This window comes from Pantoea sp. SORGH_AS_0659 (assembly GCF_031453915.1).
Classification (GTDB): domain Bacteria; phylum Pseudomonadota; class Gammaproteobacteria; order Enterobacterales; family Enterobacteriaceae; genus Pantoea; species Pantoea leporis.
On the sequence record NZ_JAVJAK010000001.1, the window covers coordinates 3529024 to 3551625 of the forward strand.

At 55.3% G+C, this 22602-nt stretch carries 20 protein-coding genes; all 20 read right to left on the reverse strand.

All coding sequences use genetic code 11. The annotated features are described in order from the left end of the window. Positions 1-55: 55 nt before the first annotated feature. On the reverse strand, positions 56-556 hold the full coding sequence (secM, locus tag Q3H59_RS16745; protein WP_338064763.1) for a secA translation cis-regulator SecM: 501 nt from the start codon (positions 554-556) through the stop codon (positions 56-58). 274 nt (positions 557-830) lie between these two features. Then, positions 831-1748: a UDP-3-O-acyl-N-acetylglucosamine deacetylase gene (gene lpxC / locus Q3H59_RS16750; protein ID WP_097094933.1), complete on the reverse strand. Its 918-nt coding sequence runs from the start codon at positions 1746-1748 to the stop codon at positions 831-833. A 101-nt stretch (positions 1749-1849) separates the two neighbouring features. Beyond that, on the reverse strand, positions 1850-3004 hold the full coding sequence (gene ftsZ, locus Q3H59_RS16755; protein WP_008108602.1) for a cell division protein FtsZ: 1155 nt from the start codon (positions 3002-3004) through the stop codon (positions 1850-1852). A 71-nt stretch (positions 3005-3075) separates the two neighbouring features. Beyond that, positions 3076-4332, reverse strand: a complete 1257-nt coding sequence (gene ftsA / locus Q3H59_RS16760; protein WP_007888634.1) for a cell division protein FtsA — start codon at positions 4330-4332, stop codon at positions 3076-3078. Beyond that, on the reverse strand, positions 4329-5168 hold the full coding sequence (ftsQ, locus tag Q3H59_RS16765; RefSeq protein ID WP_101762111.1) for a cell division protein FtsQ: 840 nt from the start codon (positions 5166-5168) through the stop codon (positions 4329-4331). The genes ftsA and ftsQ overlap by 4 nt, the downstream gene beginning before the upstream one ends. A 1-nt stretch (position 5169) precedes the next feature. Then, positions 5170-6090 (reverse strand): D-alanine--D-alanine ligase, encoded by a 921-nt coding sequence (locus Q3H59_RS16770; RefSeq protein WP_137385156.1) that lies wholly within the window; start codon positions 6088-6090, stop codon positions 5170-5172. After that, a complete protein-coding gene (gene murC / locus Q3H59_RS16775; protein ID WP_217549111.1) occupies positions 6083-7558 on the reverse strand; it encodes a UDP-N-acetylmuramate--L-alanine ligase in 1476 nt (491 codons plus the stop codon). The genes Q3H59_RS16770 and murC overlap by 8 nt, the downstream gene beginning before the upstream one ends. A 70-nt stretch (positions 7559-7628) precedes the next feature. Further along, positions 7629-8687, reverse strand: a complete 1059-nt coding sequence (gene murG / locus Q3H59_RS16780) for an undecaprenyldiphospho-muramoylpentapeptide beta-N-acetylglucosaminyltransferase (protein ID WP_309835929.1) — start codon at positions 8685-8687, stop codon at positions 7629-7631. Further along, the gene (ftsW, locus tag Q3H59_RS16785) at positions 8684-9898 is read right to left on the reverse strand and encodes a cell division protein FtsW (RefSeq protein WP_222185265.1); all 1215 of its coding nucleotides are present in this window, start codon (positions 9896-9898) and stop codon (positions 8684-8686) included. Before ftsW ends, murG begins: the two co-directional genes overlap by 4 nt. After that, on the reverse strand, positions 9898-11214 hold the full coding sequence (gene murD, locus Q3H59_RS16790) for a UDP-N-acetylmuramoyl-L-alanine--D-glutamate ligase (RefSeq protein ID WP_309835934.1): 1317 nt from the start codon (positions 11212-11214) through the stop codon (positions 9898-9900). Before murD ends, ftsW begins: the two co-directional genes overlap by 1 nt. A gap of 2 nt (positions 11215-11216) precedes the next feature. Then, on the reverse strand, positions 11217-12299 hold the full coding sequence (mraY, locus tag Q3H59_RS16795) for a phospho-N-acetylmuramoyl-pentapeptide-transferase (protein ID WP_007888613.1): 1083 nt from the start codon (positions 12297-12299) through the stop codon (positions 11217-11219). Next, positions 12293-13654 carry a UDP-N-acetylmuramoyl-tripeptide--D-alanyl-D-alanine ligase gene (gene murF / locus Q3H59_RS16800; protein WP_309835937.1) on the reverse strand — a complete coding sequence of 454 codons (1362 nt, stop codon included), beginning with the start codon at positions 13652-13654 and terminating at the stop codon, positions 12293-12295. The genes mraY and murF overlap by 7 nt, the downstream gene beginning before the upstream one ends. After that, positions 13651-15138, reverse strand: coding sequence for a UDP-N-acetylmuramoyl-L-alanyl-D-glutamate--2,6-diaminopimelate ligase (murE, locus tag Q3H59_RS16805; RefSeq protein ID WP_137385152.1), 1488 nt, complete (start codon positions 15136-15138; stop codon positions 13651-13653). Before murE ends, murF begins: the two co-directional genes overlap by 4 nt. Beyond that, positions 15125-16891 (reverse strand): peptidoglycan glycosyltransferase FtsI, encoded by a 1767-nt coding sequence (locus tag Q3H59_RS16810; RefSeq protein WP_309835939.1) that lies wholly within the window; start codon positions 16889-16891, stop codon positions 15125-15127. The genes murE and Q3H59_RS16810 overlap by 14 nt, the downstream gene beginning before the upstream one ends. Before the next feature lie 16 nt (positions 16892-16907). Beyond that, entirely contained in the window at positions 16908-17228 is a 321-nt protein-coding gene (gene ftsL / locus Q3H59_RS16815) for a cell division protein FtsL (RefSeq protein ID WP_101762119.1), read from the reverse strand. Continuing rightward, complete coding sequence (rsmH, locus tag Q3H59_RS16820) at positions 17225-18166, reverse strand: 16S rRNA (cytosine(1402)-N(4))-methyltransferase RsmH (protein ID WP_101762120.1); 942 nt, start codon at positions 18164-18166, stop codon at positions 17225-17227. The genes ftsL and rsmH overlap by 4 nt, the downstream gene beginning before the upstream one ends. Before the next feature lie 2 nt (positions 18167-18168). After that, positions 18169-18627: a division/cell wall cluster transcriptional repressor MraZ gene (mraZ, locus tag Q3H59_RS16825; RefSeq protein WP_007885013.1), complete on the reverse strand. Its 459-nt coding sequence runs from the start codon at positions 18625-18627 to the stop codon at positions 18169-18171. A 489-nt stretch (positions 18628-19116) separates the two neighbouring features. Further along, positions 19117-20127: a catabolite repressor/activator gene (gene cra, locus Q3H59_RS16830; protein ID WP_309835946.1), complete on the reverse strand. Its 1011-nt coding sequence runs from the start codon at positions 20125-20127 to the stop codon at positions 19117-19119. Between the two features lie 197 nt (positions 20128-20324). Beyond that, the gene (gene ilvN / locus Q3H59_RS16835) at positions 20325-20816 is read right to left on the reverse strand and encodes an acetolactate synthase small subunit (protein WP_007885011.1); all 492 of its coding nucleotides are present in this window, start codon (positions 20814-20816) and stop codon (positions 20325-20327) included. 2 nt (positions 20817-20818) lie between these two features. Then, the gene (gene ilvI, locus Q3H59_RS16840; protein WP_137385150.1) at positions 20819-22543 is read right to left on the reverse strand and encodes an acetolactate synthase 3 large subunit; all 1725 of its coding nucleotides are present in this window, start codon (positions 22541-22543) and stop codon (positions 20819-20821) included. Positions 22544-22602 lie beyond the last annotated feature (59 nt).

The window sequence follows — 22602 nt, forward strand, 5'->3', positions numbered from 1 at the left end:
CCGTGATTTCACGGGCTGCAAAATCTGATTCAGGATGTGGAAAAAACGTTAGCAGTTAAGCAATGAAAGGCCCGGCGCGGATGCCATGAATAGCAGCCTGCCAATCAGCAGAGGAAAGGATTTGTGGTTCGTTGTGACGCAGGTTTTGTTGCGGCTCAACAACAGTCAGCGATTGCGCCGGAGAAGTCAGCAACGCCTGAAGCGAACCTATCAACGCCAGCTTTTGTGCCGCCAGCGGCACAGCTTGATCGGCTTCCGCCTGAGCGGGCGGCGTCATACTAAAGGAAAGGTGGCGAATAACGGTGCGAATCGCATGCTGGTGCCAGTAATCGACGTTGAAATTCGGTCGACGCGCGCTTTCCTGCAGACGAATCAGATGGTCAAAGTGGACAACATTGCCGACAAACAGGCTGCTGATCGGCGAATCATTTGCTTTCGGCTCAGAACTTTGCGCACAGGCAGGCAAACCTAAACTGGCCGCCACCATCCCCAACAGGAGATGTGGCCAGAAATAGCGTCTGCCTAATTGTCGCCAGCGTGAGAAAATCCCGATCACAATCCGTCCACAATGCATTGAATAAAGTAATAAAGCGGTAGCAAAAATCTGCGTTACCCAGCTTATGTGAGCGCCAGATGATAGCACTTATGTGGGGCTTCGACACCAGTGATTAAAGGGGCTTCGGCGGAATTCACGTTTTTTTGTACAGGGTTTCGCCAGTTGCTACAGCGAATTGAGATCGGCTTGGCAGGAATAAAAATGAGGCAATAAAAAACGGCAGGTTTAACTGACCGGAGAGGGTGTCAGCGAAACCTGCCGTTTTATGTCTGACTTACGCCAGAACTAAATTTGGTGCTTTGAATGCCAGTGGCAGTTCAGCTTCATCTTCGAAGGTCGCCCATTCCCAGGCTTCCTGTTTAGCCAGAACCGCTTGTAGCAACTTGTTGTTCAACGCATGGCCCGATTTAAAGGCGGTAAACGCGCCAATAACATTATGACCGCACATGAACAGGTCGCCGATCGCATCGAGCATTTTATGACGAACAAATTCGTCTTCAAAGCGCAGACCGTCTTCGTTTAATACGCGGAAATCATCAAGGCCAATCGCACAATCTAAACTACCGCCCAGGCACAGGCCTTTAGACTGCAGATATTCGATTTCACGCATAAAGCCAAAGGTGCGCGCACGGCTGATTTGGCGAACAAAGTTCTCAGCCGAGAAGTTGAGCTGGTAACGCTGCGAGCTTGAGTCGATCGCTGGATGTTTGAAGTCGATAGTAAAGTCGAGTGAGAAACCGTTATACGGCTTGATCTCGGCCCACTTATCGCCATCTTCCACACGCACCGTTTGCTTAACGCGTACGAATTTCTTCGCGCTGCTTAGCTCTTCGATGCCAGCGTCCATCAGCAAATAGACAAAAGGCGCGGCACTGCCATCCATGATCGGGATTTCCGGTGCATCAACTTCAACAATAATGTTGTCGATGCCCAAGCCCGCCAATGCGGCGTTCAGGTGTTCAACGGTTGAAATACGCACGCCTTCATCGTTCACCAGGCAAGTACTCAGCATGGTGTCGCGCACATATTTTGCATCAGCCGGGAAATCTACCGGTGGATTCAAGTCAGTGCGACGATAGATGACCCCGGTGTTAGCCGACGCAGGGCGTAACGTCAGTGTGACTTTCTTGCCGGTATGTAAACCGACACCAGTCGCCTGAACAATACGTTTTAATGTCCTTTGTTTGATCATCGCTTTATCTCGCAATATTACCTGTCCGACCGCCAGTATAAATTACCAGCGGGCGAATACTTTAGCACAAAGAGCGGAGAATCCCAATTCTCGGGATATTCTTAATCAGCCTGCTTACGCAAGAAGGCTGGAATATCAAGGTAATCGGGTTCTTTGCTGGATGCCGCCGGTTGGTCATTCACCACTTTCGCAGCCGGTTTCTGCTCCTGCGGCAGCGGCGCCATGCCGTGCTGCTGGTAGCGATGATCCATCACTGGCTGAGTGGCCGGCTTGTTGGTCACCAGCGTGATTTCCGGACGCTTATCCATGCCGATGCCGGTTGCAACTACGGTCACACGCAGTTCGTCGTTCATCTCTGGATCCAGAGAAGTACCGATAACCACGGTTGCGTTGTCAGAAGCGAAGGCGCGGATGGTGTTACCCACGGTTTCAAACTCATCAAGACGCAGGTCGAAGCCCGCAGTAATGTTGACCAGCACGCCGCGCGCGCCAGACAGATCGATGTCTTCCAACAGCGGAGAAGAGATAGCCATTTCTGCCGCTTCTTCCGCACGATCTTCACCACATGCCACGCCTGAACCCATCATGGCGTAACCCATTTCTGACATCACGGTACGCACGTCCGCAAAGTCAACGTTCATCAGGCCAGGACGGGTAATCAGTTCAGCGATACCCTGTACAGCGCCTTTCAATACGTCGTTGGCTGCGCCGAACGCATCCAACAGAGAAATACCGCGACCCAGAACTTTCAGCAGCTTGTCGTTTGGAATAGTAATCAGTGAATCGACATGCTTAGACAGTTCAGCGATACCTTGCTCAGCAAAAGCCATACGCTTTTTGCCTTCAAAGTTGAACGGCTTAGTCACCACCGCAACGGTCAGGATACCCAAATCTTTTGCCACTTCAGCCACAACTGGCGCTGCACCAGTACCGGTACCGCCGCCCATGCCAGCTGCGATGAACACCATGTCTGCACCATCCAGCGCAGCACGCAGTGCTTCGCGATCCTCTTCTGCAGAGTTACGGCCCACTTCTGGGTTCGCACCTGCCCCAAGACCTTTGGTGATATTGGTCCCGATCTGGATCGTCTGGCCGACCGCTGTCTTACGCAACGCTTGCGCGTCGGTGTTCACAGCGAAGAATTCCACACCTTCGATACGCTCGCGTACCATGTGCTCTACGGCGTTGCCACCGCCACCGCCGACGCCGATGACTTTAATCACCGCGTCATTGGTTAATTCCATAGGTTCAAACATGATTTCTCTCCGTTATGTGCCTGTCGCCTGGAGATCATAAACATTGCCAGCATGATCTCCTTTTTCAAAAATTAAAACTCTTTCTTCAGCCAGCTGTTGATTCGCTTGAACCAGTTGCCCACTGAAGCACGTTTTTCCGTTTCTGCATCACCGTTCATGTGTGACTCTTTGCCGTAATGCAGCAGGCCAACCGCCGTAGAGTAATACGGCTCCTGCGCATAGTCCGTCAGGCCGGTGATGTTAAGCGGCTGTCCGATGCGCACTTGCGTGTGGAACACGCGCTGTGCGCAGGCTGCCAAACCTTCAATCTGCGCCGCACCACCGGTCAGCACGATACCGGCCGCCAGATGGTGTTTCACGCCTTGCTGGCGCAGCTGCTCCTGTAATTGCAGAATCTCGTCGTTGACCAGATTCAACAGTTCGGTGTAACGCGGCTCGATGACTTCAGCCAGCGTTTGACGCTGCAGGCTACGTGGTGGACGTCCACCTACGCTCGGCACTTCGACATTTTCGTCTTTGCCGACAATCGAGCCCAATGCACAACCGTGACGCACTTTAATCGCTTCTGCGTCGGTCGGCGGTGTACCAAAAGCGTAAGCGATATCGCTAGTTACCACGTTCCCGGCATACGGGATCACTTTAGTGTGACGCAGTGCACCGCCAGTATAGACAGCGATATCCATTGTACCGCCACCGATATCAACAACACAGACGCCCAGCTCACGTTCATCTTCCGTCAGTACGGAGAAACTGGATGCCAACCCGGCAAAAATCAGTTGGTCAACTTTCAGGCCGCAACGTTCAACGGCTTTGACAATATTTTTTGCCATATCGTTGTGGCACGTGATCAAATGTACTTTCGCCTGCATACGTACGCCAGAAAGTCCCACTGGATTCTTAATGCCTTCCTGATAATCGATGGCGTATTCCTGCGGGATAACATGCAGAATACGATGCTCATCACGTACGCGAACGGATTTCGCCGTATGCACCACGTTCTCTACATCATCCTGAGTCACTTCCTCTTCCGAAATCGGAACCATCCCGATTTCGTTCTGGCAACTGATATGTTTGCCCGATAAAGCAAGGTAGACCGAGGAAATCTGGCAGTCCGCCATCAATTCAGCCTGATCGATGGCGCGCTGTACGCATTTCACCACCGATTCCAGATCGTTTACGCCGCCTTTATCCATGCCGCGAGACGGGCAACTGCCCACCCCAATAATATTGACCATACCATCGGGCAGAATTTCCCCAACCAGGGCGGACACCTTCGCGGTGCCAATTTCGAGTCCTACTACCAGTTTTCTGTCCGTTGCCTTGATCATTGTGGTTTAGCCTGTGCCTGGTTCTGTTGCTGATTACTGTCCTGTGGCTCTATCGGTGCAGCGGCCCAACCGACTGCGGCGCCCGAATCGTAGCGCAAATCAACGTACGTGATGCGCTGGTTCTGACTCTGGCCCTGCTGCTGCAAATCCGGATAAAGCTCAATAAAACGGTTCAGACGCTTCATGGTATCGCTTCGACCTAGTTCGATGCGCACATCGTCACTGGTCACTAATTGCCACGAGCGCCGCGCCGTCATCGACGCGACCTTCAGGGTAAACTTGTTAGCCTTTAATACATCACTCATGGTGTGATAGCCGGCTAACACCTCGTTTTCACTGCCTTCCGGACCGTACAGCATCGGCAACGTTTCTTTGCCAACGTGACTGGCCGGAACGCTGAAGGAGACGCCAGCGGCGTCCACCATATGTGAGTCATTCCAGCGTGCAACCGGAACATACTCCACCAGATTTATCTTCAGCTCATCAGGCCACTGCTTGCGCACACTGACCTGCTTAATCCAGGGTAAACGCTCAATCTGCTGCTGGATGATATCCACGTTCTGCGACATGAAGGTTCCCGGCGCGCCAAGCGATAAAATGGCCTGACGAATATCATCATGCGTGGTGTAGTGGGTTTGCCCGGTCACCACCAGCTTTGATAACGGCAAGCGTGACGCGTCATTCATCCACTTCAGCACCACGAGGCCACCCGCCACCATAATGCCCAACACAATCAGCAGGAACACCATGCCAAACAGTCGCGCACCGTTGCTGCGCCCGGAGCGTGTCCGCTCCTGAGGTTCGCGATTGCGTACTCGTATCGCTGCCTGAGACATATCAGTCAGCCAGCTCCAGAATACGCGCCACCAGCTGCGGGAAGCTGTATCCCGCTTGCTTCGCGGCCATAGGCACTAAACTGTGGCTGGTCATGCCGGGCGAAGTATTCACTTCCAGCAGCTGGAAGTTGCCCTCACCGTCAGCCATCACGTCCACGCGACCCCAGCCGCTGCAACCCAATGCGCGCCAGGCTGACCACACCAACGTCTGCAATTCTGCTTCCTGCTCGGCGCTTAATCCGCTCGGGCAGAAGTATTCAGTATCGTCAGAAATGTATTTAGCTTCATAGTCATAGAACTCGCTGGCGGTTTTAATTCTGATAGAAGGCAGAATTTGCTCACCCACGATGCCCACGGTGTATTCCGCGCCGCTCAGAAAAGCTTCGATCAGCACGTCATCATCATGACGAAAGGCTTCTTCAAGCGCCGCGGGTAATGCATCCGCATGGTTCACGCGGCTGATACCGACGCTAGAACCTTCGCAGCTTGGCTTGACAAACAGCGGTAAACCCAGCGCCTCAATGGCTTTGGTGGTATCCGCGTTTAAACCTTGTTCATGCTGCTGACGCGTCAGCCAGACAAATTTGCCTGAAGGTAATCCCCTGCCCTGCCACAGCAATTTGCTGCGCAGCTTATCCATGGTGATGGCGGAAGCCATCACACCGCTGCCGGTATAGGGCAGTTGCAGAAACTCCAGCACCGCTTGCAGCGTGCCGTCTTCACCACCACGACCGTGCAAAGCAATAAACGCTTTAGCGAAGCCTTGCTGTTTCAGGTCAAGCACCGACACATCACGCGTATCGACTGCATGCGCATCAATGCCCATTTCACGCAGTCCGGCCAGCACTGCCGCACCGGACATCAGCGACACATCACGCTCGGCCGAGGTGCCGCCCATCAATACTGCAACCTTCTCAGTCATAGCGCGCCTCCGACTTAACGGCAGGCTGTAATTCGTTTTCGGCCAGCTTGCGGGCAATCTTGCCGATGTTGCCTGCACCCTGCACGATCACCAGATCGTCGCCCGACAGCAACGGTGCCAGCGCATCTGGCAGCGCGTCATGCTCAGAGACCAGAATCGGATCAACTTTGCCACGGTTACGAATCGCGCGGCACAGCGAGCGGCTATCAGCGCCTGGAATCGCCGCTTCACCCGCCGGATAGACATCCAGCATCAGCAACACATCCACCTGCGACAGCACATTCGCGAAATCATCAAACAGGTCACGCGTACGCGTGTAGCGATGCGGCTGGAACACCATCACTAGCTTCTTGTCAGGCCAGCCCGCACGTGCGGCTTTGATGGTGACATCCACTTCGGTGGGATGGTGGCCGTAATCGTCGACCAGCATCGCACTGCCTGGATTACCATTGACGGCGGCGGTATCGAACTCGCCCAGCACGTCAAAGCGGCGTCCGGTGCCCTGGAAGCTCTCCAGCGCGGCCAGAATCGCGTTATCTTCAATCCCCTCTTCGCTGGCAACAGCTACCGCGGCGGCCGCGTTCAGCGCGTTATGACGGCCCGGCGCATTCAGCGTCACTTTCAGCACCGGCTTATCCTGACGAATAATGGTGAAGTGGCCTTGTGCGCCACGCTGCTCGTAATTCTCAATACGCACATCCGCGTCATCGCTAAAGCCGTAGGTGGTTACCTGGCGGCCTACGCGCGGGATCAGGTCACGAATCACTGCATCATCCACGCACATTACCGCGCGTCCATAGAATGGCAGGTTGTGCAGGAAGTTAATGAACGTCTGCTTCAGGTTCTCGAAATCGCCCTGATAAGTGTCCATGTGATCCGCTTCGATGTTGGTGACAATTGCCACCATCGGTTGCAGATGCAGGAAGGACGCATCACTTTCATCTGCTTCAGCAATCAGATAACGGCTGCTGCCCAGGCGCGCATGCGTACCTGCGGCTTTAACCAAGCCACCGTTAACGAAGGTGGGATCCAGTCCACCTTCCGCGTAAATGCTGGTCACCATCGCGGTGGTGGTGGTTTTACCGTGCGTGCCCGCAACGGCGATGCCGTGACGGAAACGCATCAGTTCAGCCAACATCTCAGCACGACGAATCACGGGAATACGCTGCTCACGGGCGGCAACCAGTTCAGGGTTATCCTGCGCTACGGCCGTCGACACCACGACAACGCTGGCATCGGTGACGTTTTCCGGACGATGGTTGAAATAAATCGTCGCACCCAGCGCAGCCAGATGCTGTGTCACCGCGTTCGGCGCCAGATCAGAACCGCTGATGTGATAGCCTTCGTTCGCCAACACCTCGGCAATACCGCCCATGCCAGCACCACCGATGCCGACAAAGTGAATGTGCCGGACGCGACGCATCTCGGGCACAATAGAACGCAGTTTTGCCAATTGTTGTGTATTCATCTGTTTCAATTACCTGTTTTTCCCGTTTGTACCTGCTGAAGGTACGGGCCAAATCAACTGGCCGATTAATTTACTTCGCGACGCGCGCCACTTCATTTGCAACCCGCTCGGTTGCATCGGGAATCGCGACCTGACGGGCTTTTTCTGCCATCGCCAACAATGTGGCGCGATCCCAGTGACGCAGCGTGTCCGCTACCACAGCCGCGGTGAACTGCGGCTGCTCGAAAATTTTGGCTGCGCCCGCTTTTTCCAGCGGCAACGCATTCCAGTACTGCTGACGATCTTTGTGCTGAAACGGTACGAAGATTGCCGGTAAACCTGCGGCCGCCACTTCACTTACCGTCAATGCGCCCGAACGGCACACTACGACATCGGCCCAGGCGTAAGCTTCGGCCATGTCATCGATAAACTCGGTGACTTTGTGCTGCGGCTGACCCGCTGCGCGGTAAGCCTGCTGCACGGTTTCCAGTCCGCCTTTACCGGTTTGATGCCAAACCGTAATGGCTTCGCCCAACGCTGCGGCCACTTGCGGCACGGTCTGGTTAAGGATGCGCGCGCCCTGGCTGCCGCCAACCACCAGCATGCGAATCGGGCCGAAACGTGCGCTCAGTCGCTCTGCCGGTAACGGCAGCGCTAACACGTCGGTACGCACCGGATTGCCAACCACTTCAGCATTTGGAAACGCCCCCGGAAACGCCTGCATCACTTTGGTGGCGATCTTCGCCAGCCACTTGTTGGTCAGTCCGGCAATGCCGTTCTGCTCATGCAGCACCACCGGAATACCGCAGCTCCACGCCGCTAAGCCGCCAGGACCCGAAACGTAGCCGCCCATTCCCAGCACCACATCCGGCTGCCAGCTCTTCATGATGCAACGCGCCTGGCGCCATGCATTGAAGATGCGTACCGGTGCCAGCAACTGCGCTTTAACACCTTTACCGCGTAAACCGCTGATGCGGATAAAATCAATTTCAATGCCGTGTTTCGGCACCAAATCCGCTTCCATTCGGTCAGCGGTTCCCAGCCAGCGCACCTGCCAGCCTTGTTCCATCAGGTGATGGGCAACGGCCAGACCCGGGAACACATGTCCGCCAGTACCGCCTGCCATGACCATCAACCGTTTGCCACTCATCGTGCACCTCGGGTAAACGCCTGCGCTTTTGCCAGACGCGTTTCATAATCTATGCGTAATAAAAACACGATGGCGGTCGACATGATGATCAGACTCGAACCACCGTAACTGATCAGCGGCAGCGTCAGACCTTTCGTCGGCAGCATGCCAGCAGCTGCACCCACGTTAACCAGCGCCTGGAAGCTAAACCACACGCCAATTGAGCAAGCGAGGAAGCCTGAGAAGCGCTGATCGATCTCCAGAGCACGGCGACCAATCGACATCGCGCGAAAAGCGACGAAGAATACCATCAACAGCGCTAAAACCACACCGACATAACCCAACTCTTCACCGATGATGGAGAAGATGAAGTCAGTATGTGCTTCCGGCAGATATTCCAGTTTCTGCACCGAGTTGCCTAAGCCCTGCCCCCAGAACTCACCGCGCCCAAACGCCATCAACGATTGCGTCAGCTGGTAGCCGCTGCCGAAGGGATCTTCCCACGGGTTCCAGAAGGAGGTCACACGGCGCATACGGTACGGTTCGGCAATGATTAGCAGCACCACGGCGAAAATGCCGGAGCCGATGATCGCCAGGAACTGCCACATTTTCGCCCCGGCGAGGAACAGCATCGCCAGCGTGGTAACAAACAGCACAACGACGGTACCGAGATCCGGCTGCGCCAGCAGTAGCACGGCCAGCACCACCATCACGCCCATCGGCTTACAGAAACCCCAGAAGTTGTTACGCACCTCTTCGACTTTGCGCACCAGATAGCTGGCGAGATAGCAGAACAGCGTCAACTTCGAAAGCTCGGCCGGCTGAATACGCAGCGGGCCAAGGGCAATCCAGCGCGATGCACCGTTCACCGAGCTACCGACGACCAGGACGATGAGCAGCATCACCACGGAAACCATCAGCATCACGTTGCTGTAGCGCTGCCAGAAATCCATCGGGATGCGCAAGGTCACCAGCGCCATACCAAACGCCAAAGCGATATAGAATGCATCACGCTTGGCAAAGTAGAACGGATCTTCATTCAGACGTTGACCGACCGGCATCGACGCCGACGTCACCATCACAAAACCGATCAGCGCCAGCCCAAAGGTCAGCCACAGCAACGTGCGATCGTACAGCACCACCGGCGCATCATCATTGTCGCGCGCGCCCATCACCCATTCACGCAGGCGCAACGACAGATAGTTGGCGATACCGGCTCCAGGAATGCGCATCAGCTCAACTCCTTCGCCAGTTGCGCGAACTGATCGCCGCGCTGTTCAAAATTACGGAACTGGTCAAGGCTGGCGCAGGCCGGTGATAACAGCACTATATCGCCGGCTTTAACCTGGGCGGCAATCTGCGTCATCGCCTGCTGCATGGTTTCAGTGCGCGTGGCGATCTCCGGACGCAATGCCGCTAACGCATCACCATCTCGACCAAAACAGAACAGCTTCACGTTGTCGCCCTGCAGATAGCGCGCCAGCGGGCTGAAATCAGCCGACTTGCCGTCGCCGCCCAGCAGCAGCCACAAGGTACCTTTCACCTGCAAGCCATTCAGCGCCGCTTCGGTGCTGCCAACATTGGTGGCTTTGGAATCGTTAATCCAGCGCACACCGTGGGCTTCATGCACCAGCTGGAAGCGGTGCGCCAGGCCGGTAAATGTGGTTAATGCTTTCAGGCTGGAAGCGCGTGGAATATTCACCGCGTCGGCCAATGCTAGCGCTGCCAGCGCGTTGGTGTAATTGTGTTGGCCGACCAGCGTCATCTCATCGGTGTTCAGGACTTTCTCGCCCTTCGCCCGCAGCCAGGTGCTGCCCTGCTGCTGATTAAGATGATAATCGCCGAGGTTGATGCCGAAGCTTACGCAGCGCTGATCAACACCGCGCACCGGCATGGTCATGCCATCGTCAGCATTCACCACGCAGACGCTGGCGTTTTCGTAAATGCGCAGCTTGGCGGCACGATACTGCTGCATGCCGAGCGGATAGCGATCCATGTGATCCTCGGTAAGATTGAGGATTGTCGCCGCCGCCGCTTTTAAGCTGTGGGTGGTTTCCAGCTGAAAGCTGGAGAGTTCGAGCACATAAAGCTGTGCTGGCGATTTCAACAGCGTCAGCGCTGGCAAACCGATGTTGCCGCCCACGCCCACCTGCCAACCTGCTGCGCGCGCCATTTCGCCCACCAGCGTCGTGACAGTGCTTTTGCCGTTCGAACCGGTGATTGCCACAATCGGTGCCTGCGCTTCACGGCAGAACAGCTCAATATCGCCGATGATTTCAATCCCGGCATCGGCTGCTTCGCTTAATGCAGGATGCGCCAGCGCGATCCCGGGGCTGGCGATAATCAGATCGGAGGCCAGCAGCCAATCACTATTAATACCGCCAACATAGCGCTCCACCGAAGCTGGCAGTTTGTCCAGCCCCGGCGGCGAGACACGGGTATCCATCACGCGTGGCGTTACGCCTTGCGCGAGGAAGAAATCAACACAGGAGAGGCCAGTAATGCCTAATCCAATGATGACGACTTTTCTGCCCCGATAGTCAGCCATGATTAACGTACCTTCAGCGTTGCCAGGCCAATCAGCACCAGCATCAGCGAAATAATCCAGAAGCGCACAATGACGCGCGGCTCCGGCCAGCCTTTCAATTCATAGTGATGGTGAATCGGCGCCATGCGGAAAATACGTTGACCGCGCAGCTTGAACGATCCCACCTGCAGAATCACCGACAGCGTTTCGACCACAAACACGCCGCCCATGATTAACAGCAAGAATTCCTGACGCAGCAGCACGGCGATGGTGCCGAGCGCGCCACCCAGCGCCAATGAGCCGACATCGCCCATGAACACTTGCGCTGGATAGGTGTTGAACCACAAAAATCCGAGTCCAGCTCCGACAATCGCGGTGCAGACAATCACTAATTCGCCCGCGTGCCGTAAATAAGGAATGTGCAGATATTCGGCAAACTTGACGTTACCGGTCGCCCACGCCACCAGCGCAAAGCCTGCTGCCACGAACACCGTTGGCATAATGGCTAAGCCATCAAGACCATCCGTTAAGTTAACCGCGTTGCCGGTACCAACAATCACGAAGTAGGCCAGCACCACGTAGAACAGGCCCAGCTGCGGCATCACGTCTTTAAAGAACGGCACCACCAGCTGCGTTGCAGGCGTATCTTTACCGGCGATAAACAGCGCGAACGCAACCGCCAGCGAAATTACTGACATCCAGAAATATTTCCAGCGCGCGATCAGGCCTTTGGTGTCTTTGCGCACCACCTTACGATAGTCATCCACAAAGCCGATGATGCCAAAACCGACCAGCACCACCAGTACGCACCAGACATATGGATTAGACGGATAGGCCCACATCAGCACCGAAATGGTGATTGAGGTGAGGATCATCACGCCGCCCATGGTTGGCGTGCCGCGTTTGCTGAAGTGTGACTCTGGACCGTCGTTACGCACCACCTGACCGATCTGCAGCTTCTGCAGCCAGGCAATCAGGCGCGGGCCCATCCACAGAGAAATGAACAAGGCGGTCAGCAGGCTGACAATGGCGCGAAACGTCAGATACGAGAAGACGTTAAAGCCGGAATAAAATGCGACCAGATGTTCGGCCAGCCAGACTAGCATGTTCCTTTCTCCTGTAAGCTCTGTACTACCTGCTCCATGGCGGCACTACGTGAACCTTTAACCAAAATAGTGATGTCCTGATGTTCGGACAGCAATGTGCGTAAACGTTCAGTTAGCGCGGTTTTTGTGGCGAAATGCTCGCCTTTACCGCTGTTTTCGCCAATCAGCTGGCTCAGAGTCCCAATGCTCAGCACGCGATCGATACCTGCCGCTTTGGCCGCATCACCGACCTGGCGATGACACAATTCGGCTTCATCACCCAATTCAGCCATATCGCCCACTACCATCACGCGGTAGCCCGGCATATCGCCTAACACCTGTGCGGCGGCAGTCATCGAACCGACATTGGCGTTGTAGCTGTCATCCAGCAGCAGTTGATTGGCCGCCAGGCGAATCGGGAACAGTCGACCAGGAACAGCCTGCAAGGTTTTAAGGCCAGCTTGAATCGCCGACAGCGGCGCATCTACTGACAATGCCAACGCTGCCGCGGCTAACGCATTCGAGATGTTATGACGGCCCGGCAGCGGCAGCTCCACGGCGATATCACCGCGTGGCGTATGCAGCGTGAACAGCGTGGCATCGGCTCGCAGCACGATTTCGCTGGCGCGGAACTCTGCATCAGCCATCGGCTGCGGCGAGAAGCGCCACAAGGTTTTATCTGCAAACTGTGATTGCCAGTTGGCCAGATCGTTGCTGTCAGCGTTGACGATCGCGGTACCGTGTACCGGCAAGCCGCCAAAAATTTCGCCTTTGGCTTTCGCCACACCCGCCAGCGAGCCAAAGCCTTCCAGATGGGCAGCAGCAAGGTTATTCACCAGCGCAGTTTCCGGACGCACCAGATCGGTGGTGTAGGCAATTTCACCCTGATGGTTGGCACCTAATTCGATCACCGCGTAAGCATGCTCTTTGGTGAGACGCAGCAGTGTCATTGGTACGCCGAAGTCGTTGTTCAGGTTGCCAGCCGTGTAAAGCGTTTCGCCACACTGACGCAAAATCGCGGCGGTCATCTCTTTGACCGAGGTTTTGCCAGATGAACCGGTCAACGCAACCACGCGAGCATTCGCCTGTTGGCGTACCCACGCGGCGAGTTGCCCAAAAGCAATCCGCGTATCAGCCACAACCACCTGCGGGACAGAAACCGGCAGCAGCTTACTGACCAGCAGCGCCTGCGCACCGTTGGCAATGGCATCGTTAGCAAAATCGTGAGCATCAAAACGTTCACCCACCAGCGCCACAAACAGGCTGCCGGCGGTGACCTTTCGGGTATCGGTGGTGACATCGGCAAGGGTTAAATCCGCGCCGTGCAGTTGACCGCCGCTGATTTCGGCCAGCGTATTGAGAGAAACGGGAATCATGCCATCACCCCCAACAAACGGGCGACGGTGTCGCGATCGGAGTAATCCAAACGGCGGTTGCCAATGATTTGATAATCTTCGTGGCCTTTTCCGGCCACCAACACGATGTCATCGGCGCCAGCTTGCATCACGGCATTGGTGACCGCCTGCGCACGACCGGAAACCACGCGTGCGCGGCCCGGATCGAGTAAGCCGGTGAGAATGTCATTCACAATCGCCATCGGCTCTTCGCTGCGCGGATTATCGTCGGTAATCACGACGATGTCGGAGAATTGCTCAGCAATCGCGCCCATCAGCGGACGTTTGCCTTTGTCACGATCGCCACCGCAGCCAAACACGCACCACAGCTGGCCTTTACAGTGCAGACGCGCCGCTTCCAGCGCTTTTTCCAGCGCATCCGGCGTGTGAGCGTAATCGACAACCACCGTAGGTTTGTCTGGTGCAGTGAATACTTCCATGCGACCACACACCGGCTGCAGCTGCGGTGCAGTGGCAACCAGCGCATCAAGCGGGTAATCCAGCGCCAGCAGCGTACCCAGCGCCAGCAACAGGTTGCTCACGTTGAAAGCGCCCATCAGCCGGCTATCAAACTCGCCGTTGCCCCAGCTGGAGCTGAACTGAATATGCGCACCGCCGTCGTGATAATCCACCGCCGTGGCTTTCAGCCAGCGGCCATGACAGCCCGATTGCAGATTGTCTTCCATGGTGACCGCTACCGCATCCGGCAATTTCGCCAGCCAGCGACGCCCCACTTCATCATCCGCATTGATGATGGCTTCAGCGACCTGATGCTCAGAGAACAGTAACCATTTAGCGGATTCATAACTCTGCATATCACCGTGATAATCGAGGTGATCGCGGCTCAGGTTAGTAAATACCGCGGCCGCAAACGGCAAGGCGGCAACGCGATGCTGCACCAAGCCGTGTGAGGAGACTTCCATTGCCGTCAGGGTTGCGCCCTGCCCGACTAAATCATTCAGCACATGCTGCACATCCACCGCAGAACCGGTGGTGTTTTCAGTTGCCACCAGTTGACCGTAAAGGCCATTGCCTACCGTGCCCATCACTGCGCCGGTTTCACCGAGCAGATTGGCCCACTGCGCCATCAGTTGCGTGGTGGTGGTTTTGCCGTTAGTGCCAGTAACACCAATCAATTTCAGTTTGCTTGCAGGCTGCTGATAAAAGCGTCCGGCCAGTGCAGAGAGACGCTGCTGCAACTGCGCCAGATAGATAACCGGGACGCCATGCATCTCGCGGATATCTCCATCGCTGGCTTCGCCTTCGGCTTCGGCAATCACTGCCGCTACGCCTTGTGCAATAGCCTGCGGAATAAAACGACGTCCATCAGCATGATGACCCGCCACGGCGATAAACAGATCGCCAGAAGCCGCCGCGCGGCTATCTAGTGTCATGTCACGGAGTGGACGCGCCGGCGCACCCGGCACCCACGGGGCCAGTAAGTCGCGCAGGTTACGATCTGTCACTTGATTCCTCACTTCTATTCTTCACCAACTCGTTCTTATCAACTGTTGGCAGCGCATCAGGTTCGATATTCATGGTACGCAATACGCCGCCCATGATGGCGCCAAACACCGGTGCTGAAACCGCACCACCATAATATTTACCGGCCTGGGGATCGTTGATCACCACCACCAGCGCAAAACGAGGACGGCTGGCAGGCGCAACGCCTGCGGTATAAGCAATGTATTTGTTGACGTAACGTCCATCCGGTCCAACTTTCTTGGCGGTACCGGTTTTGATGGCAATGCGATAGCCCTTGATGGCGGCTTTAACCCCACCACCGCCAGGCAACGCAACGCTTTCCATCATGTGCATCACCGTTTTCACCAGGTCTTCCTGGAAAACGCGTTCACCCGCCACTGGCGGGTCAACTTTGGTGATCGACAGCGGGCGATTGATGCCGTAGCTGCCAATGGTTGCGTAGACTCGCGCTAACTGTAACGGCGTTACCATTAGCCCGTAGCCGAAAGAGAAGGTGGCCCTCTCTATGTCAGACCACCGTTGTTTTTGAGGGTATAAGCCACTACTTTCCCCGACCAGCCCCAAATTGGTCGGTTTACCCAGTCCAAAGCGCGCGTAAGTATCTACAAGTGCTGAGGAGGGCATCGCTAACGCCAAACGTGAAACCCCGACGTTACTCGACTTCTGTAAAACCCCGGTAAGGGTCAATTCGTTGTAGCGCGCCACGTCTTTGATCTCATGACCATTGACGCGGTACGGCACGGTATTCAGTACGCTGTTCTCTTTCACCACACCGCGCTGCAAAGCCGTCATCACCACCATCGGTTTCACGGTGGAACCTGGCTCGAAGATGTCGGTAATAGCGCGATTACGCATCACGTCTTTCGGCGTGTTGCTGAGATTATTCGGGTTGTAAGCGGGGCTGTTCGCCATCGCCAGCACTTCGCCGGTGTTTACATCCACCAGCACCGCGGTGCCTGATTCGGCTTTGTTGAACGCCACGGCATTATTCAGTTCGCGGTACACCAGCGCCTGCAGACGTTCATCAATGCTTAGCGTCAGGTTGTGCGCGGCGCGGCTATCTACCGAGGAGATATCTTCAATAACGCGGCCGTTGCGGTCTTTACGCACCGTACGTTCACCCGGTGCGCCGGTCAGCCATTTATCGAAGCTTTTTTCGATGCCTTCAATGCCCTGGCCATCAATGTTGGTGAAACCAATCAGGTGCGCGGTCACCTGGCCCGCCGGATAGTAGCGGCGCGACTCTTCACGCAGATAGATGCCCGGCAGCTTAAGCTTTTTCACATACTCGCCAATCGCTGGATTCACCTGACGCGCCAGATAGACAAAGCGCCCTTTCGGGTTGGCATTGATACGTGCAGCAAGCTGATCGAGCGGAATCGATAACGCATCCGACAGCGCTTTCCAGCGACTATCCAGCGAGACGCCGCCGTGTTCGGTCAGCTCTTTCGGATCGGCCCAGATCGCATTCACCGGCACGCTCACCGCCAGCGGACGACCGGCACGATCGCTGATCATACCGCGCGCGGTTGGCACCGATTGCACGCGCAGCGAACGCAAATCGCCCTCTTTCACCAGCTTGTCAGGGTTGATCACCTGCAGCCACGCTACGCGCGACAGCAGTCCGCCCAGCGCCAGTAAAATGCACCCGCACAGTAACGCAAAGCGCCAGCTTACAAAGCTGGCCTTATCTTCTTGTTTTTTAAACTTCAGCGTTTTGCCTGCGCCACTCATTGAGTTCTGCGATTCCTTATTTCTGCACCACAATATTTTCCTGCGAAGGATCAACATGCTGCATTTGCAGTTTATCGGTTGCTATCCGCTCTACGCGGCTGTGATCGCCCAGTGCGTTCTCTTCAAGAATCAGGTTGCGCCATTCGATATCGAGCGCATCACGCTCCAGCACCAGCTGTTCACGCTGCGCCGTTAACAGGCGCGTCTTATGCGTGGTGGTCACGACCATTACCGAGGACACCAGCACCGCGATCAACAGCAACAGCGGGATCTTGCCAAATCGCAACAAGTCCCCACCAATGACACCGGGTAAGCTGTGGCGCTCGTTGCCAATCATGAGGCCGTTCGCTCCGCGATACGCAATACCGAACTGCGCGCACGTGGGTTTTCGTTCACTTCGGCTTCGCCAGGAATCAATTTGCCCAGCGTTTTCAGCTCACGGCCGCCTAAGGCTTTAAGCTGCGACTCCGTCATCGGAATGCCTGCTGGCACCTGCGGACCGCGGCTCTGATCGCGCATAAAACGCTTCACTAAGCGATCTTCCAGTGAGTGGAAGCTGATGATCGACAACCTGCCGCCTGGCGCGAGCACCGACAAGGCCCCTTTCAGCGCGGTATCGATCTCTTCCAGCTCACTGTTGATCCAGATACGAATCGCCTGGAAAGTACGCGTTGCCGGGTGCTTAAATTTGTCTTTGACGGGCATGGCGGCGGCAATCACCGTCGCCAGCTCTTTGGTGCGTGTCATCGGCTGGTCGCGGTTACGCTCTACGATGGCGCGCGCAATCCGTTTACCGAAACGCTCTTCACCGTAGGTCTTGATCACGAAAGCGATATCCGCCTCCTCTGCGCTCATCAGCCATTCGGCGGCCGATTGCCCGCGTGTTGGATCCATACGCATATCCAGTGGCCCATCACGCATAAAGGAGAAGCCACGTTCGGCATCATCCAGTTGCGGAGAAGAAACGCCCAGATCGAGCAGAACGCCATCGATCTTGCCGGTCAGCCCGCGCTCTTCAACGTATTCTGCCAAAGCCGAAAACGGCCCGTGGACGATCGAGAAGCGCGGATCGTTTATCTCAGCGGCTGCGGCTATCGCTTGCGGATCGCGATCAATCGCTATCAGTTGCCCTTTCTCACCAAGCTGCGAAAGGATTAAGCGCGAGTGACCGCCGCGACCAAAAGTGCCATCAATATAAATGCCGTCTTCCCTGATATTGAGGCCGTTTACCGCCTCATCCAGCAGCACTGTGGTGTGTTTGAAATTTTCCTGCATAGCTATAGCGACAAGTCCTGCAACCGCTCAGATAAAGGCTCCTGAGCCGACTGTTCTGTGTCAATATCATCCTTAACTTGTTGATACCAGGTCTGTTCATCCCACAGCTCAAACTTATTGAACTGTCCAACCAGCATCACTTCTTTGGTCAGGCCGGCATGTTGACGTAACGTGTTCGCCAACAACAAACGACCCGCATTATCCATCTGGCATTCACTGGCATGTCCCAACAGCAGTCGCTGTACGCGACGCTCGGCAGGATTCATGCTGGATAAGCGAGACAGCTTTTTCTCAATGATTTCCCATTCGGGCAGGGTATAAAGCAGCAGGCATGGCTGGTGGAGGTCAATGGTGCATACCATTTGCCCCTGAGACTCTGCGACAAGCAATTCTCGATAGCGCGTTGGTACTGCTAATCGTCCTTTGCTGTCGAGATTGACTAACGTTGCTCCACGGAACATGCCAGCCTTACCCCTCAATCACCCGTTTTCACCACTTTATCCCACTTTTTACCACGAAACGAGTTTACGGAGCCGATGAAATCCTTGTCAAGCCGCAACGGCAAGTGAATATCACTATTTACATCGGGTGAAATTAATCAATGAGGGAATTAATCGACATGGATTCGTAAAATAAAAAATTAACCTGATGAATAATTGAATAAAAATTTCTGCACGAGGATAAATGGCGAAAAATAAAGCGCTCCGGCGCAAAAATATAATTGCCCCGCAATCTGCGACAGCGGCGGCATTTTAGGGGATTTCTGAAAGGAAGCCCAGCATCATCGCGCCAGCTCTGCCACGCCTCACTGGTGAACATGTAAACAATTAAGAAAAGTCAGCAAGGTTAAATTGTTAGCTGGAGTGGCGATTATTTACGCTTATTTACGCCCTAAGGTTTCAAAATATCGACAGGATTAATAAATGCTGGGCAGCGAACTGCCCAGCATTTCATTTAAAGCGGCGACTTAATTGTCCGCGGCGGAATAAATTGCGACGAATACGGGTTAAACCCGGCTTGGGTTTACGTGGTTCATCTAGCGAGGCTAACACCAGTTCCAGCACGCGCTCAGCCACGTCGCGGTGACGTTGCCCCACCGCCAGCACCGGGCACTCGAGGAAATCCAGCAATTCATGGTCGCCAAAGGTGGCGATCGCTAAATCCGTCGGCAGGCGACCATCACGCTTCAGCGTAATGTCCATTACGCCCTGCAGCAGCCCAAACGATGTGGTGAAAAGTGCCTCCGGCATCGGATGATCTTCGAGGTACTTCTCAAACAGCGCCGCAGCGGCGGCCCGATCGAAACTGTTGCAGTAGATGTAATCAATTGGCCGCTCATCATCTTTCCACGCATCGCGGAAACCTAACTCACGCAGGAAGCTGACCGACAACTCAGGCAGCGCGCCGAGGAACAGCACATTTTTCACCGGTAGCTGACGCAATTCAGCCGCCAGCGCCTGCGCATCATCCTGATCGGCACCCACTACGCTGGTAAAGTGTTCACGATCCAGCGCACGGTCCAGCGCGATAATCGGTAGCGGATCGTTGATCCAACGCTGATAGAACGGATGCTCTGGTGGCAGTGAAGTTGAAACAATGATGGCATCAACCTGGCGCTGCAACAGATGCTCGATGCAGCGCATTTCGTTGTCTGGCTGATCCTCTGAGCAGGCAATCAGCAGCTGATAGCCGCGCTGACGCGCCTGACGCTCCAGATAATTCGCAATGCGCGTGTAACTGGTGTTTTCCAGATCGGGGATCACCAGGCCAATTGAACGTGTGCGCCCGGCGCGCAGCCCAGCCGCGACGGCATTGGGGTGATAGTTGTGTTCACGCACCACCGCCATCACTTTTTCGACGGTTTTTTCGCTGACACGATACTGCCGCGCTTTGCCATTAATTACATAGCTGGCCGTGGTGCGCGACACGCCTGCCAGGCGCGCAATTTCATCCAGTTTCACGGTGACACCTTAATTCTGATAAGCCAGCGCTGACGAAAATATCCGCAGAGTAGCTATGGGTAAAACATTTGTAACATCTAACCGCAGAACACTACGCCGAGCAACCGCTTTTCTCTCGCATCCTGGTTAAGCGCATAAAATAAAAAAACCCGGCATTTCGCCGGGTTAGAATCAGATGAAATCGTTACTTTGGGTGATTAACGCATCACGCGATCGCCGCGCGACACACCCACAATTCCTGAGCGCGCCACTTCGACAATTTCTGCCACGTCACGCACGGTGTTAAGAAACGCATCGAGTTTATCGCTGGTGCCTGCCAGCTGAACCGTGTAAAGCGTTGGCGTGACATCGATAATCTGCCCACGGAAAATTTCCGCGCTGCGCTTCACTTCTTCACGGCCGTAACCGCTGGCCTGGATTTTCACCAGCATAATCTCACGCTCAACGTAAGCGCCCTGACCCAGCTCGCTGACACGTAGCACGTCCACCAGCTTGTGCAGCTGCTTCTCGATCTGCTCCAGCACTTTCGCGTCGCCGACCGTTTGAATGGTCATGCGTGACAAAGTGGGATCATCGGTCGGTGCCACAGTCAGGCTTTCGATGTTATAGCCACGTTGAGAGAACAGCCCCACTACGCGGGACAATGCACCGGATTCGTTTTCCAGCAGAACCGATAAAATACGACGCATAATTAAGTCCTCTCCGTTTTGCTCAGCCACATCTCATCCATCGAACCACCACGAATTTGCATCGGGTAAACGTGCTCGCTGCCGTCAATGTTTACATCGACAAACACCAGACGTCCTTTCGCCAGCGTATCCAGTGCCAGCTGCAGCTTCTCTTCCAGCTCCGCCGGATGCGCAATGGAAATGCCCACATGCCCATACGCTTCGGCCAGACGCACGAAGTCAGGCAGCGATTGCATGTAGGACTGCGAGTGGCGGCCCGAGTAAATCATGTCCTGCCACTGCTTAACCATGCCGAGGAAGCCGTTGTTGAGGTTTAATACCAGCACCGGTAAATCGTACTGCAGTGCGGTCGACAGCTCCTGAATGTTCATCTGGATACTGCCATCGCCGGTCACGCAGATAACCGTCTCATCCGGCAGCGCCATCTTCACACCTAACGCTGCAGGCAAGCCGAAGCCCATGGTGCCTAAGCCGCCGGAGTTGATCCAGCGACGCGGCTTGTCGAACTGGTAGTAAAGTGCGGCAAACATCTGATGCTGACCAACGTCAGACGTCACGTAAGCTTCGCCTTTGGTCAAACGACAGATGGTCTCGATGACTGCCTGCGGTTTGATTTTGTCGCTGGTACGATCGAATTCCAGGCACTTGCGACCGCGCCAGCCTTCAATGGTCTGCCACCAGTCGCGCAGGCTATCAAGTTCCTGCTTCGCATCGCTTTGCGCCAGCAGCTCTAACATCTGTGCCAGCGTCTGCTTCGCATCGCCAACGATTGGAATGTCGGCGCTGACCGTTTTGGAGATCGACGTCGGATCGACATCGATATGCATGATGGTGGCGTTCGGGCAGTACTTCGCCAGATTGTTGGTGGTGCGGTCGTCGAAGCGCACGCCAATACCGAAAATCAAATCGGCATTGTGCATGGTCATGTTGGCTTCGTAAGTGCCGTGCATACCCAGCATGCCGACGCACTGACGATGTGTGCCAGGGAACACGCCCAAGCCCATCAGCGAGGTCGTTACCGGAATATTCAGTTGCTCTGCCAGCTGCAGCAGCTCGGCTTCGCAGCCCGACATAATCGCGCCGCCGCCGGCGTAAATCACCGGCTTGTGTGCTGCCAGTAATGTTTGCAGCGCGCGCTTAATCTGTCCTTTGTGGCCCTGAATGGTCGGATTGTATGAGCGCATGCTCACTGTTTCCGGCCAGACGTACGGCAGCTTGTTGGCGGGATTCAGGATATCTTTTGGCAGATCGATCACCACCGGCCCCGGGCGACCGCTTGCTGCCAGCCAGAAGGCCTTTTTCAACACGGTTGGGATCTCTTCGGCGTTTTTCACCAGGAAGCTGTGCTTCACCACCGGGCGGGAGATGCCGACCATGTCGCACTCCTGGAACGCATCGTAACCAATCAGTGACGAAGGCACCTGACCCGACAGAATTACCATTGGGATCGAATCCATATAGGCGGTTGCAATACCGGTAATCGCGTTGGTGGCGCCCGGACCGGAAGTCACTAACACCACGCCCACTTCACCGGTCGCACGCGCAAGGCCATCGGCCATATGCACCGCGCCTTGTTCATGACGGACCAATACGTGGTCAATACCACCGACCGTTTGCAGCGCATCGTAAATATCGAGCACCGCTCCGCCCGGATAACCGAATACCTGCTTAACGCCCTGATCGATTAACGAACGGACGACCATTTCGGCTCCTGACAACATCTCCATTTTCTGCCTCCAGGCTTGAGGGACTGAATCCACTGACGTTCGCGTTTCCCGCACGCCAC

Excerpts from the sequence above, each read along its gene's own strand:
- lpxC (WP_097094933.1), bottom strand. The coding sequence starts at position 1,748 with ATGATCAAACAAAGGACATTAAAACGTATTGTTCAGGCGACTGGTGTC.
- ftsZ (WP_008108602.1), bottom strand. The coding sequence starts at position 3,004 with ATGTTTGAACCTATGGAATTAACCAATGACGCGGTGATTAAAGTCATC.
- ftsA (WP_007888634.1), bottom strand. The coding sequence starts at position 4,332 with ATGATCAAGGCAACGGACAGAAAACTGGTAGTAGGACTCGAAATTGGC.
- ftsQ (WP_101762111.1), bottom strand. The coding sequence starts at position 5,168 with ATGTCTCAGGCAGCGATACGAGTACGCAATCGCGAACCTCAGGAGCGG.
- Q3H59_RS16770 (WP_137385156.1), bottom strand. The coding sequence starts at position 6,090 with ATGACTGAGAAGGTTGCAGTATTGATGGGCGGCACCTCGGCCGAGCGT.
- murC (WP_217549111.1), bottom strand. The coding sequence starts at position 7,558 with ATGAATACACAACAATTGGCAAAACTGCGTTCTATTGTGCCCGAGATG.
- murG (WP_309835929.1), bottom strand. The coding sequence starts at position 8,687 with ATGAGTGGCAAACGGTTGATGGTCATGGCAGGCGGTACTGGCGGACAT.
- ftsW (WP_222185265.1), bottom strand. The coding sequence starts at position 9,898 with ATGCGCATTCCTGGAGCCGGTATCGCCAACTATCTGTCGTTGCGCCTG.
- murD (WP_309835934.1), bottom strand. The coding sequence starts at position 11,214 with ATGGCTGACTATCGGGGCAGAAAAGTCGTCATCATTGGATTAGGCATT.
- mraY (WP_007888613.1), bottom strand. The coding sequence starts at position 12,299 with ATGCTAGTCTGGCTGGCCGAACATCTGGTCGCATTTTATTCCGGCTTT.
- murF (WP_309835937.1), bottom strand. The coding sequence starts at position 13,654 with ATGATTCCCGTTTCTCTCAATACGCTGGCCGAAATCAGCGGCGGTCAA.
- Q3H59_RS16810 (WP_309835939.1), bottom strand. The coding sequence starts at position 16,891 with ATGAGTGGCGCAGGCAAAACGCTGAAGTTTAAAAAACAAGAAGATAAG.
- ftsL (WP_101762119.1), bottom strand. The coding sequence starts at position 17,228 with ATGATTGGCAACGAGCGCCACAGCTTACCCGGTGTCATTGGTGGGGAC.
- rsmH (WP_101762120.1), bottom strand. The coding sequence starts at position 18,166 with ATGCAGGAAAATTTCAAACACACCACAGTGCTGCTGGATGAGGCGGTA.
- mraZ (WP_007885013.1), bottom strand. The coding sequence starts at position 18,627 with ATGTTCCGTGGAGCAACGTTAGTCAATCTCGACAGCAAAGGACGATTA.
- ilvN (WP_007885011.1), bottom strand. The coding sequence starts at position 20,816 with ATGCGTCGTATTTTATCGGTTCTGCTGGAAAACGAATCCGGTGCATTG.
- ilvI (WP_137385150.1), bottom strand. The coding sequence starts at position 22,543 with ATGGAGATGTTGTCAGGAGCCGAAATGGTCGTCCGTTCGTTAATCGAT.